Origin of the sequence: Pseudoduganella sp. R-31 (assembly GCF_049913235.1) — a bacterium.
Lineage (GTDB): Bacteria > Pseudomonadota > Gammaproteobacteria > Burkholderiales > Burkholderiaceae_D > Rugamonas.
This window is the reverse complement of record NZ_CP183986.1, coordinates 6,365,875-6,383,890: the sequence shown is the minus strand read 5'-3', so window position 1 is coordinate 6,383,890 and position 18,016 is coordinate 6,365,875. Positions and strand designations below refer to the sequence as shown.

Sequence of the window (18,016 nt, the reverse complement as noted above, 5' to 3'; positions counted from 1 at the left end):
TTGCATTCGTCAAAGCGCGTTATCGATAACACTAAACTTAGAATGACTAAGTCATCGGAGGAGACCAAGTGTTGACGTACCTGACCCGGCGCCTTGCCTGCGCCAGCCTTGCCCTGTTGTTGCCGGCCGCCGCCCTGGCTGCCGATCGCCTGCAGGTGTTCCCTTTCCCGCAGCCGCTGCGCTACTCGCACCATAACGACGATTTCACGGTGCGCGTGCGCACCCCGGGCGGCGTGTGGCAGGACCTGTATGAATACCGCGCCAAAGTGGACCTGGACAAGCAGCAGGACGCCTCCATGGTCTACTTCAATTTCGACGGCGCGGTGGAAGTGGCGGTGCAGAAGAACAACGGCAACTTTGCCAAAGTGGCCGTGCGGCCCGCAGGGCGCGGCATCAAGCCTGTGGTACGCGACGGCATTGCCTACTTCACCATGCAGCGGCCGGAAAACCTCAGCGTGGAATTCGACGACGACCGCCTGCACAACCTGCACGTCTTCACCCATGCCATCCGCAAGGACATGCCGGCGCAGCAGGCGGCCCTGGACAGCTACAGCATCACCCAGGGTAAGACGCCCGACTTCACCCAGCCGGTGGTAGTTTTCGGACCAGGTATCCACAGCGGCGAGTTTCGCCTGCGTTCCAACAGCACGGTCTATATCGACGGCTCCGCCTTCCTGAAAAGCCCCCTGCTCATCGATGGCGTGGAAAACGTAAAAGTGATCAGCGATGGCGTATTCGACGGCGTCGACATGGTCGCCATCCGTAACTCGAAAAACGTCAGCATCGACGGCCCGATCTTCATCAACCAGCCGCACGGCACCATGCGCTGCATCACCTCGCAGGACATCGAGGAAAAAAGCATCCGCAGCATCGGCGCCGGCCAATGGTCCGATGGCCTGGGACACTTCGCCTGCGAACGGGTGCGCATCTCCGACAGCTTCATCCGCACTTCGGACGACTGCATCACGCTGTATAACCACCGCTGGGACATCTGGGGCAATACACGCGACGTGACGGTGACCGATTCCACCCTGTGGGCCGACGTGGCCCACGCCGTGATGATCGGCATCCACGGCAATACGCCGACGCCTGCCCATCCCGAACCCGAAGTCCTGGAGCGCATCCGCTTCAGCAATATCGATATCCTCGAGCACGACGAGGATGAACCCGAGTACGAAGGCGCCATCGGCATCATGGCCGGCGACGACAACCTGGTGCGCGACGTGGTGTTCGAGGACATCCGCGTCGACCGCATCGAAGAAGGCAAGCTGTTCAACCTGCACATTGCCTATACACCCAAGTACAACACCAGTCCCGGGCGTGGCATCGAAAACGTCACGCTTCGCAATATCAGTTACACCGGCAAGGGCTCGCCCAGCGCGTCCGTCATCTACGGCTACGATCCCGGCCGCCAGGTGCGCAACATCGTCATCGACAACGTGACGGTAGCCGGCAAGCGTCTTACCGGCGCCGCTCCCAACTTGCTGGATATTGGCCCACACGCCAGCGGAGTGACCTTCCGCTGACAGTCTTCGAAATCAGTATTACAAAAATATATACCTGGAGGAGATGGAGAATGAATCAGCAGCAGATCAAGATGTCCCTCAAGCTGTCCGGCGTTGCGCTGGCAGTGATGCAAGCCTTCGCGCCGCAAGCCATGGCGCAGGAAAAGGCGTCCGATGAGAACACCGTGGTGGTGACCGGCATCCGTGCCAGCGCCCGCAGTTCCGTGGCAATCAAGCGCGATACGATGGAAGTGGTCGACTCGATCACTGCCGACGATATCGGCAAGCTGCCCGACCCGAACGTGGGCGAAACGCTGACCCGCATTCCCGGCGTGCAGGCTTACCGCTTTGGCGGCGAAGCTTCGGCCCCATTCGGCGGCTTCGGCTCCGGCGTGACCATCCGCGGCCTGGGCTACACCGCGTTCCAGACCAACGGCCGCTCGTACTTCAGCGCCGGCAGCCGCGAATACAACGTCGAAGCTGCGGTCCCTGCGATGGTGGCCGGCATCGACGTATACAAGAACCCTTCGGCGGAGCACATCGAAGGCGGCATTGGCGGCCTGGTGAACGTGCGTACCCGCAACCCGAGCGACTTCAAGAACCTGACCGTATCGCTGGGCGTGAATTACCGCGAAAACTCGCTGGTCAAGAAAGCCGATCCGGAACTCTTCGGCCTGATCGCCAACCGCTTCGACCTGGGCGGCGGCAGCCGCATCGGCGTGCTGGCAGCAGCGACCTACCAGAAAAGCACCACGCGCAATGACAACAACCCGGCCGGCGGCCGCGGCCCGAACCTGAAGCGCGCCATCCGCGCCGACAGCGCCGAATACGCCACCATGGCGGCTGCCAATACCGCGAATGCGACCAACCAGCCGATGTCGGCCTACGTCGGCCGCAACGACATCAGCTACCTGGCCAATGTACCGACCACCAGCGCCCAGACGCCGAACCTGGCGGGCCTGACCGCCGCCCAGCAAGACAGTGTGATGATCGCTCCGTGGGTGAACACCAACGTGTTCCAGGAAACCATCATGCGCGAGCGCAAAGGCCTGAACCTGGCGGCGGACTACCGCGTCAGCAACACCCTGCGTTTCTACACCGAGGCGAATTATTACTCCTTCCTGTACCACCAGAACTACCGCGGCCTGAACTCGAACGACGGCGCGAACGTGCAGAACCTGCAGACCACCCCGTTCAACTACGACGAGAACCTGGCTAACCGCAACAGCAACGGCGGCAGCAACGACACCATCGTCAACAAGCGCCTGCTGAGCGGCAGTTTCCTCAATTCGACCATGACCACCATCGGCGGCGACGAGCACACGCCGTGGGAAACCATGATCGGCGCCATCGGCGTCGAGTGGAGTCCGACCTCGCGCCTGTCGCTGAAGGCCGACGCCAACTACATCAGGTCCGACAAGAAGAGCGACAACCGCTCGATTCGACTGGACTCTGCGGCCGGCCTGCAATGGACCACCAACCGCGTCGCCGACGGCGCGCCGCATCCGTTGACGTTCACCGGCCCAAGCTTGAGCGATCCGCAGAACTTCGTGTTCAAGGATTACGGCAACGGCCAGAACTACCACAACAAGGATAACGGCTTCGCGGTCGCGCTGTCCGGTTCCTATGCCATGGACGGCATGTTCAACAAGCTGCGCTTCGGTGCGCGCCACGCCTACCAGCACGACTTCTTCCAGAACTACGGCTTCAGCAAGTTCCTGACCACTGACGGCAAGGACGTCAACGCCACTCGTTCCAATGCGCTGTCGGCCAGCACCCTGGCCGGCAACCTGGAGCAGGCGCCGACCAACTTCATGAACGGCCAAGCCGGCTACAGCGGCGGTTACCTGGTCTACACCCCGGACGCCCTGCTGGGCGACCAGGTGCGCACGGCATTCCCGAACGCCGGCATCCTGCCGCAGGATTCCTATGTTGAAAACCAGGGTGCGCGCAGCATCTTCGGCGAGCACGACTCGGCGGCCTACCTGGTTGGCGACTTCACCGCGTTCAACGACCGCATCAAGGGTAACGTCGGTGTGCGTCTGGTGCGCACCAACACCACGGCAACGGCCCGCGCCACCGATACCCGCACCGGCCAACTGGTGGACGTCGTGAAGAATTCCACCTACAACAATGTGCTGCCGACCTTTAACATGACCTACGACCTGGCGCAGGACACCCTGCTGCGCCTCGGCGCAGGCCGCGGCATGACCCGTCCGGGGCTGGGCGACCTGAATCCTGTGATCAGCGTCAACACCACCACCGGTACCGGCAGCATCGGCAATACGCAACTGAAGCCACTGGTGGCCGACAGCTTCGACATCTCGCTCGAACATTACTTCAACAAGACCAACTACGCCTCGCTTGCCCTGTTCGACAAGGAGATCAAGGACTTCCCGAACGGGATCAATTCCTGCGAAACCCTGAGCAACGCCCCGGCTTATTCCGGCGCCATCGCGAATGGCTGCTCGGACGGGCAGTACCTGGTGACCAAGAAGGTCAACTCCGAAAAAGGCTATGCACGCGGCTTGGAAGTGGCGGGCCAGTACTTCTTCGATTCCAGCTACGGCTTCCTGAACAACTTCGGCGTGTCCGGTTCCTACAGCTACGTCAAGACCTCCAACCCGGTCAACTTCGGCAGCGCCGCCGCGCCAAAGATCGTCGAAACCATGCAGCCGTTCGTCTCCAAGAACAATGTCAGCGTGTCCGGCATGTATGAGGACGACAAGTTGTCGGCCCGCCTGGTCTATACCTGGCGCTCGCCGTCGGTGCTGTTCAACGTCGACCCGTTCCCGATCTGGGCCCGCTACATCAAGTCCTACGGATTGCTGGATGGTTCGATCAGCTACCAGGTTGCGCCAAGCCTGACGTTGCGCTTCAACGCCTCGAACATCCTCAACAAGGCGGCTAACCGCGCCCTTGGCGAGCCAGGTTCGACCCAGGTGCCGATCGAGTACCAGCACTTCTACAACGGCCGCACCTTCAGCCTTGGCCTGAGCTACAAGTTCGGCGGCTAAGCTTTGTTTTCTCCGGTGCCATCCCAGCACCTTGATGCCGGACTTCGCCCTGAATGGCGTGGTCCGGCGTTTTTTAAAGGAAGCATGCAGTGAGTATTCGTTATATCTTCGCCGCCCTTGCCATGGCAGCCGCATTCGGCTGCGCAGCGGCCACCCCGGAATGGGAACAGCCAGGAGTAGTTGCGCTCAATCGCGAGCCGATGAAGGCGACGTTCTTCAATTTCGAGAGCGTGGAAAAGGCAGTGGCGGGCGATATGGCGGCATCGCAGTATTACCGTTCGCTGGACGGCACCTGGTCGTTCGCCTACACGCAGGGAACCGACAAGCGCCCGGTGGACTTTTACAAGCCCGGTTACGACATCAGCAGCTGGAAGACCATCCAGGTTCCGGGCATGATGCAGGCGCAAGGCTACGGCAAGCCCATTTTCACCAATATCAAATACCCTTTCCCGGCCAACCAGCCCTTCATTCCGCATGACCTGAACGAAGTAGGATCCTACCGGCGCGATTTCGAGGTGCCGGCAGGCTGGCAGGAACGCGACGTATTCCTGCACATCGGCGCCGCGGGTGCGGCTTATTACATCTGGATCAACGGCGAAAAAGTCGGCTACTCGGAAGACTCCAAGCTGCCGTCCGAATTCAACATCGGCAAATTCGTGCGCGCCGGCCGCAACACCATCGCGATCGAACTGTATCGCTGGGCAGACGGCTCCTACCTGGAGGACCAGGATTTCTGGCGGGTGTCCGGCATCGAACGCAGCGTCTACATCTATGCCGAGCCGAAGGCGCGCCTGCGCGATTTCACGGTCACTGCCGCACTGGACAAGGCCCACTACCGCGACGGCATCTTTGCGCTGGAAGCCGCCATGGCGGGCCTGCCTGCCGGCGGCAGCATCGTCGCCACCATTTATGATGGCGCCAGGAGCGTCTGGAGCGCGGCCGCCGCGATCACTGCCGGTCAGGTTCCTGCGCTGCGCGCCACGCTGCCCAACGTGAAAGCCTGGTCGGCCGAAACGCCAAACCTGTACCGCCTGCAGCTGGAATACCGCGATGCAGGCGGCAAGCTGTTGTCCGCCACTTCGCGCAAGATCGGCTTCCGCACGGTCGAAGTGGCGCAGAGCGAGGTCCGCGTGAACGGCAAGCGCGTGATGATCAAGGGCATGAACCGCCACGAGCACGACCCGGATACTTACCGCGTAATGTCGCTGGAATCGATGAGGCGCGACATGGAGCTGATGAAGCGCGCCAACATCAACGCCGTGCGCACCTCGCATTACCCGAACGACCCGCGCTGGTACGAACTGGCCGACGAATACGGCATGTACGTGATGGACGAAGCCAATATCGAGTCGCATGAATACATGCAGAAGGGTGACGCCGCAACCGATCCCGCGACGCGCGCCGCAACCCAGCTGGGCTACCTGGAAAGCTGGAAGGACGCCCACCTGGACCGCGTCTCGCGCATGGTCGAGCGTGACAAGAACCATCCATCGATCATCTTCTGGTCGCTCGGCAACGAGGCCGGCACCGGCATGAACTTCGAGCAGGCCGCCGCATGGATCCGCCAGCGCGATCCGAGCCGCCTGATAAGCTACCTGGGCCACGGCACCCTTGGCGAGGAGCACCTGCCGAACGCCTACGTCGACATCTACGCGCCGATGTACGACGATATCGACAAGATAGCCGGCTATGCGCGCGATCCACGCTACCTGCAGCCGATGATCCAATGCGAATATGCCCACGCCATGGGCAACTCGCTCGGCAACCTGGAAGACTACTGGAAGGTGATCCGCTCGTACCGCAAGCTGCAGGGCGGCTTCGTGTGGGACTGGGTCGACCAGGGCGTGCGCGCCAAGGATGCGCAAGGCCGCGAATACTGGGCCTCCGGCTTCGACCTCAATCCTGAACGCGGCGACAACAGCGTGGTAGGCGACGGCGTGGTCACGGCCGACCGCGCGCCGCAGCCCGAATACTACGAACTGCAGAAAGTGTATTCGCCCGTCGTCTTCGAAGGCGACCCGCGCAGCGGCAAGCTGTCGGTAGTGAACCGCTACGACTTTCGCGACCTGTCCGGCTTCGACTTCGACTGGATGTTGGCGCGCGACGGCGAGCAGATCGCCACAGGCAAGCTGGAAGGTGTGAATGCGCCCGCCGGCGCTACCCGCAGCTTCGCCTTCAAGCTGCCATCGGCCGCGCCGCAAGGAGGAGAGCTGGTCCTGACCCTGCGCGCAAAGGTGAGGGAAGGTGCGGTCCCGGGTGTCGAGGCAGGAACAATCCTCGGCTGGAGCCAGTTCATCGTTGCCTCCGCGCCGGCCGCCAAGGCGCCATCCGGCAAGTTTATCGCTCCGCAGCGCAGCGCCGGTTCGATTACCCTGGCTGCCGCCAATGCAAAGCTGGAGATCGACACCAGTACCGGCCTGGTAAACTACAGTGCCAACGGACAGCTGCTACTGAATGGCGGCATGCCGAACTTCTGGCGCGGCGCGACCGACAATGACGAAGGCACGGGTGCCGAACAGCGCCAGAAGATATGGCAGCATTTCACCGAGCAGCGCCAAGTTCGCGCGATCGAAGCGGGCCATGACTTCGTCAAGGTGCAACACGCGTTCGGCGCCGGCGCAGCGGAATGGGAAAGCGCCTACCGCATGGCGCCGGACGGCAAGCTGCAGGTGGAAGCTGCCTTTACCCCGCTGCGCGACGACCTGCCGGAACCAATGCGCATCGGCATGCGTTTCAACCATAGCGCCGCGCTGGACACTGTAACCTGGTATGGCCGCGGCCCGCGCGAATCCTACGCCGACCGCCTGACCGGCGCCGCTCTTGGCCGTTACAGCGGCAAGGTCGCCGATCAATACTATGCAGGCTATATGCGTCCGCAGGAAAGCGGCAACAAGACCGGCGTGCGCTGGCTCTCGCTGACCGATGCCGACGGTGTAGGCATCCGCGTAGCGGGCCCCGTACCGCTGTCGATGAACGCGTTGGCCTTCCCCTACGAAGACCTTTACCTGCGCCCGCGCGGCGAGCGCCATAACACCGACATCGCGCCGCATGGCGATGGCAGCTTGCTGGTGGACCTTGCGCAGGCAGGCGTGGGCGGCGATACCGGCTGGAGTCCGGATGGCTGGCCGCTGGCGCGCTATCGCATCAAACTGCAGCCGGCGCGCTACAGTTTCACCATTTCCCCCACTGCGGCCAAGCCGGTGGCGAAGGCCCTGGCGCCGGACTACAGCAACCCGATCCTGCACGCCGACTATTCCGACCCGGACGTGATCCGTGTCGGCGACACTTACTACATGACCGCGTCCAGTTTCAACAACGCCCCCGGTTTGCCGCTGCTGGAGTCGCGCGACATGGTGCATTGGCAGCTGGTCGGCCACGCACTGCCGCAACTGGTGCCGGCCGCACAGTTCGAGCGTCCCGCGCACGGCAAGGGCGTGTGGGCACCGGCGTTGCGGCATCACGATGGCAAGTTCTGGATTTTCTATCCCGACCCGGACCAGGGCGTGTACGTGATGACGGCACCCGATTTCCGCGGCCCATGGAGTGCGCCTACGCTGCTGTTACCCGGCAAAGGCATCATTGATCCAGCGCCATTCTGGGACGACGACGGCAGCGCATGGCTGATGCACGCCTGGGCGCGCAGCCGCGCCGGCATCAACAACCTGCTGACGCTGCGCCGCATGGCGCCCGACGCCAGCCGCCTGCTGGACGACAAAGGCAGCGTCGCCATCGACGGCAGCAAGTTCACCGGCTACCACACGCTGGAAGGGCCCAAGCTGTACAAGCACCAGGGCTACTACTATGTCTTCGCCCCGGCTGGCGGCGTTGGGCAGGGCTGGCAATCGGTGTTCCGCTCGCGCAGCATCGAAGGACCGTATGAAGCGAAGATCGTGCTGGCCCAAGGGCGCACGGCCGTCAACGGCCCGCACCAGGGGGCATGGGTGCAGGCGGCGGATGGCAGCGACTGGTTCTATCACTTCCAGGACAAGGGCGCCTATGGCCGCATCGTCCACCTGCAGCCGATGCGTTGGCAGGATGGTTGGCCGGTGATGGGCGAACAGCAGGATGGCAAAGGCATCGGCCAACCAGTCAGCAACTATCGCCAGCCGGTCGCCGGCGCATTCAATGCCGTGGCCCCGGCCACCAGCGACAATTTCGACGGCCCGCAACTCGGCCTGCAATGGCAATGGAATGCCAACTGGCGCAGCGAGTGGTATTCGCTCCAGGCCCGCCCCGGCCACTTGCGCCTGTTCTCCCAGTTCGACGCCCAGGCCCAGCAACAGGGAAGCCTGTGGAACCGCGCCTCCCTGTTGATGCAGAAGCTTCCGGCCGAGCGCTTCACCGCCACTGCCAGCCTTGACCTGTCCGGCATGGCCGACGGCGACAGCAGCGGTTTGCTGATGTACGGCCTCGATTACGCTTGGATCGGCGTGCAGCGCAGCGGCGGCGCCAACCGCCTTGTATTGAAAACCTGCTTGAAGGCGATGGCCGGCTGCCGCGACGAAGAGCAGGCGGGCATCGAACTTCCTGCGCGCCGCGTCTACCTGCGCCTGCAGGTGACGGAAGGCGGCCGCACCGTTTTCAGCTACAGCCTGGACCAAAAGCGCTTCCAGGAAATCGGCATGCCATTCACCGCCACCGTGGGCCGCTGGGTCGGCGCCCGCATGGGCCTGTTCAGCGCAGCATCCAGCGCCCAGGGTGGCTACGTCGACATCGACGACTTTACTGTGTCTCTCTGACCGGCCAGGCACTCCCAGCCAGGCTAGTATTCGTGGCACGGGCGCCAGCCGCCCGTGCCATTTTTTTTCTTCCCTGCATCGTGCGCCGCTTTGCCGGGTGCGCCGTACAATGGCCGGATGAAAGCCAAGCCGGATGAGCAACGTCCCTCCACGCTGGATGAGTGCCGCCGCTGCGATTTATGGCGCAATGCCACGCAGCCTGTCGGCGGGCAGGGCGCGCGCCATGCAAAGCTGATGCTGGTCGGTGAGCAGCCGGGTGACCAGGAAGACCTGGCCGGCAAACCCTTCGTCGGCCCGGCAGGCGACCTGCTGGATGAGGCGCTGGAGGCAGCCGGCATCGACCGCCGCCAGGTTTACATCACCAACGCGGTCAAACACTTCAAATGGGAACCACGCGGCAAGCGCCGAATGCACAAGACGCCGGCGCAGAAGGAAGTCGCTGCTTGCCACTACTGGCTCGAAGCCGAACTGGAAAGCGTGGCGCCAGACATCATCGTCGCCCTTGGCGCTACTGCGCTGAAGTCTGTCCTGCAAAGCGGCAGCGTGGCGTTGAAAGACTATATGGGCCAGCCGGTAGAGCGGGGCGGCCGCTGGATCATCGCCACCTACCATCCCGCCTACGCGCTGCGCGTCCCCGGCAGCGAAGCCCGTGCCGCAGCGCGCCAGGCCATCATCGATGCACTGCTCGAAGCAAAGCGTCTGCTATAACCTAAGCTGAGAGCATCCGGCTCAGCGGAATCGTGGCTGCCGCCAGCAGCGTTTGCAGCGTAATCAGGGACGCCATCAGCCGCGCATCGCCGCCAAGTTGCCGCGCCATGATGTACGCGTTAGGGGCGGTCGGCAGCGCGCAGTAGAAGCAGGCCGCCAGCGATACGGGTTCGGACACGCCGAACGCCAGGCACACGCGCGATGCCACAAAGGGCAGCACCAGCAGCTTGAGAACGGAAGTAAAGGCCAGCGCCGCGGGCCGCAGGCCTTCCATGGAAAACACCAGGCCGCTCCCGACGCTGATCAGGCCAAGCGCGAGCGCCGACTTGCCGAGGATATCCAGTGTGTTCATCAACGGCGCCGGCAGGGCCAGCCCGCCAAGGCTGAAAACCATCCCCGCCAGTGTCGCCAGGATGATGGGATTGGTCGCCAGCGTCTTCGCCACTTTGCCCAGGTCCGCCTTGCTGCCGCTCCACCATGACAGGGCCAGGATCGAGACCACGTTCACCACCGGCAGGCATAAGGCCAGCGCCAGCATCACCAGCGCAGCTGTCTGCGGCTGGAAGAACAGGGCGGAGACCGCAATCCCGAAGTAGCTGTTCGGCCGCATCGCGCCCTGCACTACGGAGGAGCGGCTTGGGTCGGGCAACCCGCGCCAGAACAGCAGCACCAGCAGGGCGATGCCGACCACGATAAAGGTCGGCAGCAGCGTCGCCAGCGCCAGTTCCTCCACCATGCGGCCGTGGAAGTCGAGCCGCGCTATACCGGTGAACAGCAGGGCAGGGAAGGCGATGAAATACGAGAACTTCTCGACCGAGGGAAAGAAATCGTCCGGCATCCAGCGGGACTGGCGGATCGCCACTCCCAGCATGATCAGCAGGAAGACCGGGATGATCGAGCCAAGCATCTTAGCGGCCAGCCAGTTGGCGGTCGTGCAGGCGGGTCAGCGTCAGCAGGGCGGCGATGCCCCCGATCAGGGCCATGAACATGTCCGACTGCGTATCCCACGGGTCGCCCTGGGTGCCGAGGAATTCGTCCGCGCCCTGGCCCAGCGCCACGGCAGCGCCCCATTCGATCAGCTCATAGGTCGCGCTGATCGCCAGCACGATGGAGAGCACGATAAAGGCCAGCATCTTCCCGGCCGGGAGGTGGCGGCCGCGCAGCAGGATTTCGCGCGCCACCATGACCGGTACGAAGCCCTGCGCAAAATGCCCGATCTTGTCGTAAGGGTTGCGCGACAGCCCGAACCAGTGCTGCAGGTCGAAGCCGAACGGCACCCGCGCATAGGTGTAGGCGCCGCCCACCATCAGGATCACGCAATGCACCGCAATCAGCACATACAGCAGGTCCGTCAGGCGGTAGCTGCGGTAAGTCGCTGCCATCAGCGGCAAGGCCACCAGCGCCGGCGCCACTTCCATCCACCAGGTCGCACGGTCATAAGGACCGATGCCCGACCAGGCCAATACCAAAAGAACAATGGCGCCCAGCGCCAGGTGCAAGGGGGAGATTGTTTTGTTCATATGCGAATAGTAACTCGAAAGCTGGCCCGGTTCTTGCTCGATTAGTAGCATGAGCCGCCCGTTACGCATCGTTTTGATTCACCCGCCGCACGAAAGTGAGGCACGCGCGCACGCCCTGCAGGCCGGGCTGGCGGAGGCGGGGTACGACCTTATCGCCTCGCTGCCGGCCGATTTCCACCTGCCCGAACACATCGCCCGCCTGCAGCCCGACATGATCATCGTCGACGCCGAATCGGATGCGCGCGACGTGCTTGAGCACATCGTCATCGCCACCCGCGACGAGCGCCGCCCCATCGTCATGTTCACCGAAGACGACAAGACCGATTCCATGGAAGCGGCAATGGCGGCGGGGGTTTCCGCCTATGTGGTGGCGGGTTTGCAGCCCGAGCGCATCAAGCCCGTGCTGGACGTGGCGCTGGTGCGCTTCAAGCGCGAACAGAAGCTGCTGGACGAGCTGGAAGGCACCCGTCTCAAGCTGGCCGAGCGCAAGCTTCTCGACCGCGCCAAGGGCATCCTGATGGCGCGCCAGGGCCTGACCGAAGACCAGGCTTTCCAGAAGCTGCGCAGCATGGCCATGAACAAGAACCTGAAGCTCGCCGAACTGGCGCAGCGCATCCTGGACGCGGAGGATTTGCTTGGCTGATGCACCGTGATGGTGCATTCCCGGCAGGAGTGAAGTATGCAGATTGAAAAAGACATCGTCAGGATTGGCTTCAACCCGCTGACCGATTGCGCGTCGCTGGTGATGGCGTCCGTGCTTGGGCTGGACCGCAAGCACGGCATCCGCATCGTATTGAGCAAGGAAACGTCGTGGGCCGGCGTGCGCGACAAGCTGCTGAGCGGCGAACTCGATGCCGCCCATGCGCTGTACGGGCTTGTCTATGCAACTCACCTCGGCGTGGGCTCGGTGCGGCGCGACATGGCAATCTTGATGAATTTGAATCGCAACGGCCAGGCCATTACCCTGTCGCGCCGCCTGGCGGAGGAGGGCGTGCGCGACGGCGCCGCCGTTGCCGCCCTGTCGCACGAGCGTGAGCTGCGCTGGGCCCAGACCTTCCCGACCGGCACGCACGCCATGTGGCTGTACTACTGGCTGGCGGCGCATGGCGTGCATCCTTTGCGGGAAGCGCGCGTGATCACGGTGCCGCCATCGCAGATGGCGACCAACCTGGCGGCAGGGCATATGGACGGCTTCTGCGCCGGCGAACCGTGGAACCACCGCGCCGTGATGGACGGCGTGGGCGTCACCATCGCCACCAGCCAGCAGATCTGGCCCGACCATCCGGAAAAAGTACTGGCCACCACCGCCGATTTTGTGCGCCGCCACCCCAATACCGCGCGCGCCCTGGTTGCCGCCGTGCTGGAGGCCAGCCGCTGGATCGACGCCAGTTCCGCCAACCGCATGGCGATGGCCGAGATCATTTCCGCCATCCAGTACGTCAATACCGGCAAGGACGTGATCTGGCAGCGCATCCTCGGCCATTATGAAGACGGCATGGGACGCAGCTGGGAAGATGCGCACAGCATGCGCTTCCACCAGGAGGGTGCGGCCAATTTCCCTTACCTGTCGGACGGCATGTGGTTCATGACCCAGCAAAAGCGCTGGGGCTTGCTCAAGGCCTCGCCCGACTACCTCGGCGTGGCCCTTAAGGTCCACCAGACCGCCTTGTATAAAGAGGCGGCGGAAATAACGGAGACTCCGATCCCCGCCAGCACCTTGCGCAGCTCGGTGTTCATCGACGGGACCACCTGGGATGGCAAGGACCCCGAGCGCTACGCCGGCTCCTTCGACATCCACATGTAGCGAAGGAGAATCCATGCAGGAACCGGCCAAGCCCCTGTCGGGCGAAGTATTCGGCGCTTTGATCAACCTGTCCGGCCGCCGCCGCTTTACCTCTCAAAGGCTGGTGCTGTATGCGGTGCTGGCGGCCCAGGGCCAGCCCGGCGCCGCCGCAACGGCGCAGGATGCGCTGAACCTGTTCCGCGAAGCGCACCACGTTCTCCTGAACGGCAGCGACACGCTGCCCGGCATTTTCTGCCCCGAGCTGCAGGAAGCCTACTACGGCAAGCCCGATGGCGCACGCCAGATCAAGGAGTTCATCGACCTGGCCCAGCGCGCGCTCGACCGGGGACGCGCCGGTCCAGCGCTGGAGCAACTGGTGGAAACGGCCACGCCCGTGCTGGCGGTCCTGAACCAGATTACCGCTATCTATGAAGAGCAGTCCAAGCAGCATGCGGTGCTGATGAAGAAACAACTGCGCGGCGTGATTACCGATATCGAAACAATTGCCCGGCAGGCAAAAATGGTCACCTTCAATGCACGCGTGGTGGCGGCACGGGCAGGCCACGCCGGGCGCGAATTTGCCGTGGTGGCCGGCGTGCTCTCGAATATCACGACGGAAATCGACGACATGGTGAAGGCCGCCCTGCAAGCGGCCAGTGCCTGAGCCGCGTGCGCTATTGCGGTGCACCATAGTTGGGCGCGGTGCACCGCGAGATGGCGAAATCGGCCCTCGGCAGGGCCCATTGACGCGCTTTTCCCCCTGCAAGGAGCTGGCACAGGTCTTGCAAAGCAATAGGTAAAGGGTCGGTCTAACGGAGGATCGGCAAAACCGGACAACGGCGTCCGCGCAGCGCTACCTTCGACACGATTCGATCGGCAGCGGCTGTGCGGACGCCTTTTTGTTTTCAGGGATAACGACATGGCCAAAGCGACCAGCATCAAACTGTTTTCGTTCTCAACGCCGCAGATGCGTGCCTTCCACCTCACGTGGATGGCCTTCTTCGTCTGCTTCTTCGCGTGGTTCGCCTGCGCGCCGCTGATGCCGGTGATTAAAGGCGAGTTCGGCCTGACCCCGGCGCAGATCGCCAATATCAATATCGCGGCAGTGGCGATCACCATCGTCGTGCGCCTGATCATCGGCCCGCTATGCGACCGCTACGGCCCGCGCAAGGCCTACACCGGCCTGCTGCTGCTGGGTGCCATCCCTGTGCTGGGCGTGGCCGCTGCGCAGACCTATGAGAGCTTCCTGTTCTTCCGCCTCCTGATCGGCGCGGTCGGCGCCAGCTTCGTCATCACCCAATATCACACCTCGGTCATGTTTGCGCCGAACGTGGTCGGCACCGCCAACGCGGCCGCAGCTGGCTGGGGCAACGCCGGCGGCGGCGTGGTGCAGTCCACCATGCCGATGATCATGGCCGCCATGGTCATGCTGGGCGTGAACGAAACCATGGGCTGGCGCGCTGCCCTGGTGGTGCCGGGCGTGCTGATGCTGGTCATGGCTTTTGTCTACTACCGCTTCACCCAGGACTGCCCGGAAGGCAACTACGCCGAGCTGCGCGCTGCCGGCGTCGAGCTGGAAGGCGGCAAGAAGGGCGGCTGGTCGAGCTTCAAGCTGGCCGCAATCAACTACCGCGTGTGGCTGCTGTTCGTCACCTACGGCGCTTGCTTTGGCGTGGAGATCTTCATCCACAACATCGCCGCTACTTATTACGTCGACACCTTCAAGCTCACGCTGCCGCAAGCCGGCCTGGCGGCTGGCAGCTTCGGCCTGCTGGCGCTGTTCGCCCGCGCCCTGGGCGGCTATGTCTCCGACAAGGCAGCCGCCCGCGGCAGCCTGAATAGCCGCGTCACCCTGCTGTTCGCCATGATGATCGGCGAAGGCATCGGCCTGATGTTCTTCGCCAAGGCGGACAGCGTGACCCTCGCCGTGATCGCCATGCTGGTATTCGGCCTGTTCACCCACATGGCCTGCGGCGCGACGTATGCGCTGGTGCCTTTCGTCGACAAGCGCGCCCTGGGCGGCGTGGCCGGCATCATCGGCGCCGGCGGCAACGTAGGCGCAGTGGCAGCAGGCTTCCTGCTGAAAGGCATCGGCAATACCCAGCAAACCTTGTGGATCCTGGGCGTGTTCGTCGCCGTTTCCGCCCTGTGCGCACTGGCTGCACGTTTCAGCGAATCCACCGTAAAAGAAAACGCCATTGCAGGAGCAGCAGCATGAAGAAGATCGTCGTCATCGGCCACGGCATGGTTGGCCACCAGTTCCTGAAATCCCTGCCGGCAGGCAGTGCACAAGTCACCATCCTGTGCGAAGAACCGCGTCCGGCCTACGACCGCGTGCACCTGTCGGAATTCTTCAGCGGCAAGAGCGCTGACGAACTGTCCCTGGTGGAGCCGGGCTTCTTCGACCGCGACGACATGGTGCTGAAGCTGAACGGCCGCGCCGTCGCGATCGACCGCGCCGCGCGCACCGTCACCAGCAATAGCGGTGAGGTCCTACCGTACGACAAGCTGGTGATCGCCACCGGCTCCTTCCCCTTCGTACCTCCACTGGAAGGCAAGGATCGCAAGGACTGCTTCGTCTACCGCACCATCGAAGACCTGGAAGCCATGCAGGAATGCGGCGCGCGCTCGAAAACCGGCGTGGTGATCGGCGGCGGCCTGCTCGGCCTGGAATGCGCCAAGGCGCTGAAGGACATGGGCCTGGAAACCCACGTCGTTGAATTTGCGCCGCGCCTGATGGCGGTGCAGGTCGACGACGGCGGCGGCCGCGTGCTGCGCAAGAAGATCGAAGACCTGGGCGTGACTGTCCACACCGGCAAGAACACCACCGCCATCGTGGACGGCGAGGCCGGCACCCACCGCATGCAGTTCGCCGACGGCACTTCGCTGGACGCCGACATGATCGTGTTCTCCGCCGGTATTCGCCCGCGCGACTACCTGGCACGCGAATGCGGCCTGGAAGTCGGTCCGCGCGGCGGCATCGCCATCAACAACCACTGCCAGACCAGCGACCCGGACGTGTACGCGATCGGCGAATGCGCACTGTGGAACGGCATGGTGTACGGCCTGGTCGCACCGGGCTACGACATGGCCCGCGTCACCGCGCGCCACATCAGCGGCGACAACGCTGCCGAATTCACCGGCGCCGACATGAGCACCAAGCTGAAGCTGATGGGCGTGGACGTGGCCAGCATCGGCGACCCGCACGCCAAGGCGGAAGGCGCGCGCAGCTACCAGTTCACCGATGAACGCAAGCAGGTCTACAAGAAGATCGTCGTATCGGACTGCGGCAAGTACCTGCTGGGCGGCGTGATGGTGGGCGATGCCGGCGAATACGGCACCCTGCTGCAAATGATGCTGAACAAGATCGAATTGCCGGAAGCGCCGGAATTCCTGATCCTGCCGCAATCCGACGGCGCCGCCAAGCCGGGCTTGGGCGTGGATGCCCTGCCGGCCGGCGCCCAGATCTGCTCCTGCAACGACGTGTCGAAAGGCGCGATCTGCGAGGCTGTTGCAGGCGGCGCCACCAGCATCGGCGCCATCAAGCAGTGCTGCAACGCCGGCACCTCCTGCGGCGGCTGCGTGCCCCTGGTGACGCAGATCATGAAGGCCGAGATGAAGAAGCTGGGCATGGACGTGAACAACCACGTCTGCGAACACTTCCCGCATTCGCGCCAGGAACTGTTCCACCTGATCCGCGTCGGCCAGATCAAGTCCTTCGAAGACCTGCTGGCACGCCACGGCAAGGGCATGGGCTGTGATGTCTGCAAGCCGCTGGCGGCGAGCATCTTCGCCACCTGCTGGAACGATTTCGTGCTGAAGAAAGAGCACGCCAGCCTGCAGGATTCGAACGACTACTTCCTGGGCAATATCCAGAAAGATGGCACCTATTCGGTGGTGCCGCGCATGCCGGGCGGCGAAGTGACGCCGGAAGGCCTGATCGCCGTTGGCCAGGTGGCCAAGAAGTACGGCCTGTACACCAAGATTACTGGCGGCCAGCGTGTTGACCTGTTCGGCGCCCGCGTCGACCAGTTGCCCGCGATCTGGGAAGAACTGATCGAAGCCGGCTTCGAAACGGGCCACGCCTACGGCAAGTCGCTGCGTACCGTGAAGTCCTGCGTCGGCTCCACCTGGTGCCGCTATGGCGTCGGTGATTCGGTCGGCCTGGCGATTGAGCTGGAGAACCGCTACAAAGGCCTGCGCACCCCGCACAAGATCAAGTTCGGCGTGTCCGGCTGCACCCGCGAGTGCGCCGAAGCGCAGGGCAAGGACGTCGGCATCATCGCCACCGAGAAGGGCTGGAACCTGTACGTGTGCGGCAACGGCGGCATGAAGCCGCGCCATGCCGAGCTGCTCGCTTCCGACCTGGACAAGGCAACCCTGGTGGCCTACGTCGACCGCTTCCTGATGTTGTACAGCCGTACCGCCGACCGCCTGCAGCGCACCAGCACCTGGCGCGAGAACCTGGAAGGCGGCCTGGATTACCTGAAGGACGTGATCATCAACGACAAGCTGGGCATCAACGCCGAAATGGAAGAAGACATGCAGCGCGTGGTCGATACCTACGCCTGCGAGTGGAAGGAAGCCGTCAACAATCCTGAAACGCGCGCCCGCTTCCGCCACTTCGTCAACAGCCCGGAAGCAGACAGCAACGTGGTCTTCATGGAAGAGCGCGGCCAGATCCGCCCCGCCACTGTGGAAGAACGCAAGCGCATCCCAATCAAAGCCATCGCATAAGGAGACT

11 protein-coding genes are annotated in these 18,016 nt (G+C 63.4%); 9 read left to right on the top strand and 2 right to left on the bottom strand.

The window, feature by feature from the left end:
• Nucleotides 1-68 precede the first annotated feature (68 nt).
• The 4 genes from ACN9MY_RS29145 (at nt 69) to ACN9MY_RS29130 (ending at nt 9,969) form a co-directional block, all read left to right on the top strand.
• The gene (locus ACN9MY_RS29145; protein ID WP_426336520.1) at nt 69-1,526 is read left to right on the top strand and encodes a hypothetical protein; all 1,458 of its coding nucleotides are present in this window, start codon (nt 69-71) and stop codon (nt 1,524-1,526) included.
• 50 nt (nt 1,527-1,576) lie between these two features.
• Nucleotides 1,577-4,522, top strand: coding sequence for a TonB-dependent receptor (locus ACN9MY_RS29140; RefSeq protein ID WP_426336519.1), 2,946 nt, complete (start codon nt 1,577-1,579; stop codon nt 4,520-4,522).
• A gap of 89 nt (nt 4,523-4,611) precedes the next feature.
• Nucleotides 4,612-9,261, top strand: coding sequence for a glycoside hydrolase family 2 TIM barrel-domain containing protein (locus tag ACN9MY_RS29135; RefSeq protein WP_426336518.1), 4,650 nt, complete (start codon nt 4,612-4,614; stop codon nt 9,259-9,261).
• 117 nt (nt 9,262-9,378) lie between these two features.
• Complete coding sequence (locus ACN9MY_RS29130; RefSeq protein ID WP_426165487.1) at nt 9,379-9,969, top strand: UdgX family uracil-DNA binding protein; 591 nt, start codon at nt 9,379-9,381, stop codon at nt 9,967-9,969.
• A 1-nt stretch (nt 9,970) separates the two neighbouring features.
• Here the strand turns inward: ACN9MY_RS29130 and ACN9MY_RS29125 are convergent, their stop codons facing one another.
• Entirely contained in the window at nt 9,971-10,876 is a 906-nt protein-coding gene (locus ACN9MY_RS29125) for an AEC family transporter (RefSeq protein WP_426165485.1), read from the bottom strand.
• Nucleotide 10,877: 1 nt separating this feature from the next.
• The gene (locus ACN9MY_RS29120; RefSeq protein WP_426165483.1) at nt 10,878-11,489 is read right to left on the bottom strand and encodes a DUF2238 domain-containing protein; all 612 of its coding nucleotides are present in this window, start codon (nt 11,487-11,489) and stop codon (nt 10,878-10,880) included.
• A 49-nt stretch (nt 11,490-11,538) separates the two neighbouring features.
• Between ACN9MY_RS29120 and ACN9MY_RS29115 the strand changes: the two genes are divergently transcribed.
• The 5 genes from ACN9MY_RS29115 (at nt 11,539) to nirB (ending at nt 18,009) form a co-directional block, all read left to right on the top strand.
• Nucleotides 11,539-12,132 (top strand): ANTAR domain-containing response regulator, encoded by a 594-nt coding sequence (locus ACN9MY_RS29115; RefSeq protein ID WP_426336517.1) that lies wholly within the window; start codon nt 11,539-11,541, stop codon nt 12,130-12,132.
• A 36-nt stretch (nt 12,133-12,168) separates the two neighbouring features.
• A complete protein-coding gene (locus tag ACN9MY_RS29110) occupies nt 12,169-13,293 on the top strand; it encodes a CmpA/NrtA family ABC transporter substrate-binding protein (RefSeq protein WP_426319448.1) in 1,125 nt (374 codons plus the stop codon).
• Between the two features lie 13 nt (nt 13,294-13,306).
• Nucleotides 13,307-13,936 carry a methyl-accepting chemotaxis protein gene (locus ACN9MY_RS29105; RefSeq protein ID WP_426319447.1) on the top strand — a complete coding sequence of 210 codons (630 nt, stop codon included), beginning with the start codon at nt 13,307-13,309 and terminating at the stop codon, nt 13,934-13,936.
• Between the two features lie 255 nt (nt 13,937-14,191).
• The gene (locus tag ACN9MY_RS29100) at nt 14,192-15,490 is read left to right on the top strand and encodes an MFS transporter (protein WP_426336516.1); all 1,299 of its coding nucleotides are present in this window, start codon (nt 14,192-14,194) and stop codon (nt 15,488-15,490) included.
• Nucleotides 15,487-18,009 carry a nitrite reductase large subunit NirB gene (gene nirB / locus ACN9MY_RS29095; RefSeq protein ID WP_426336515.1) on the top strand — a complete coding sequence of 841 codons (2,523 nt, stop codon included), beginning with the start codon at nt 15,487-15,489 and terminating at the stop codon, nt 18,007-18,009. The genes ACN9MY_RS29100 and nirB overlap by 4 nt, the downstream gene beginning before the upstream one ends.
• Nucleotides 18,010-18,016: the final 7 nt, after the last annotated feature.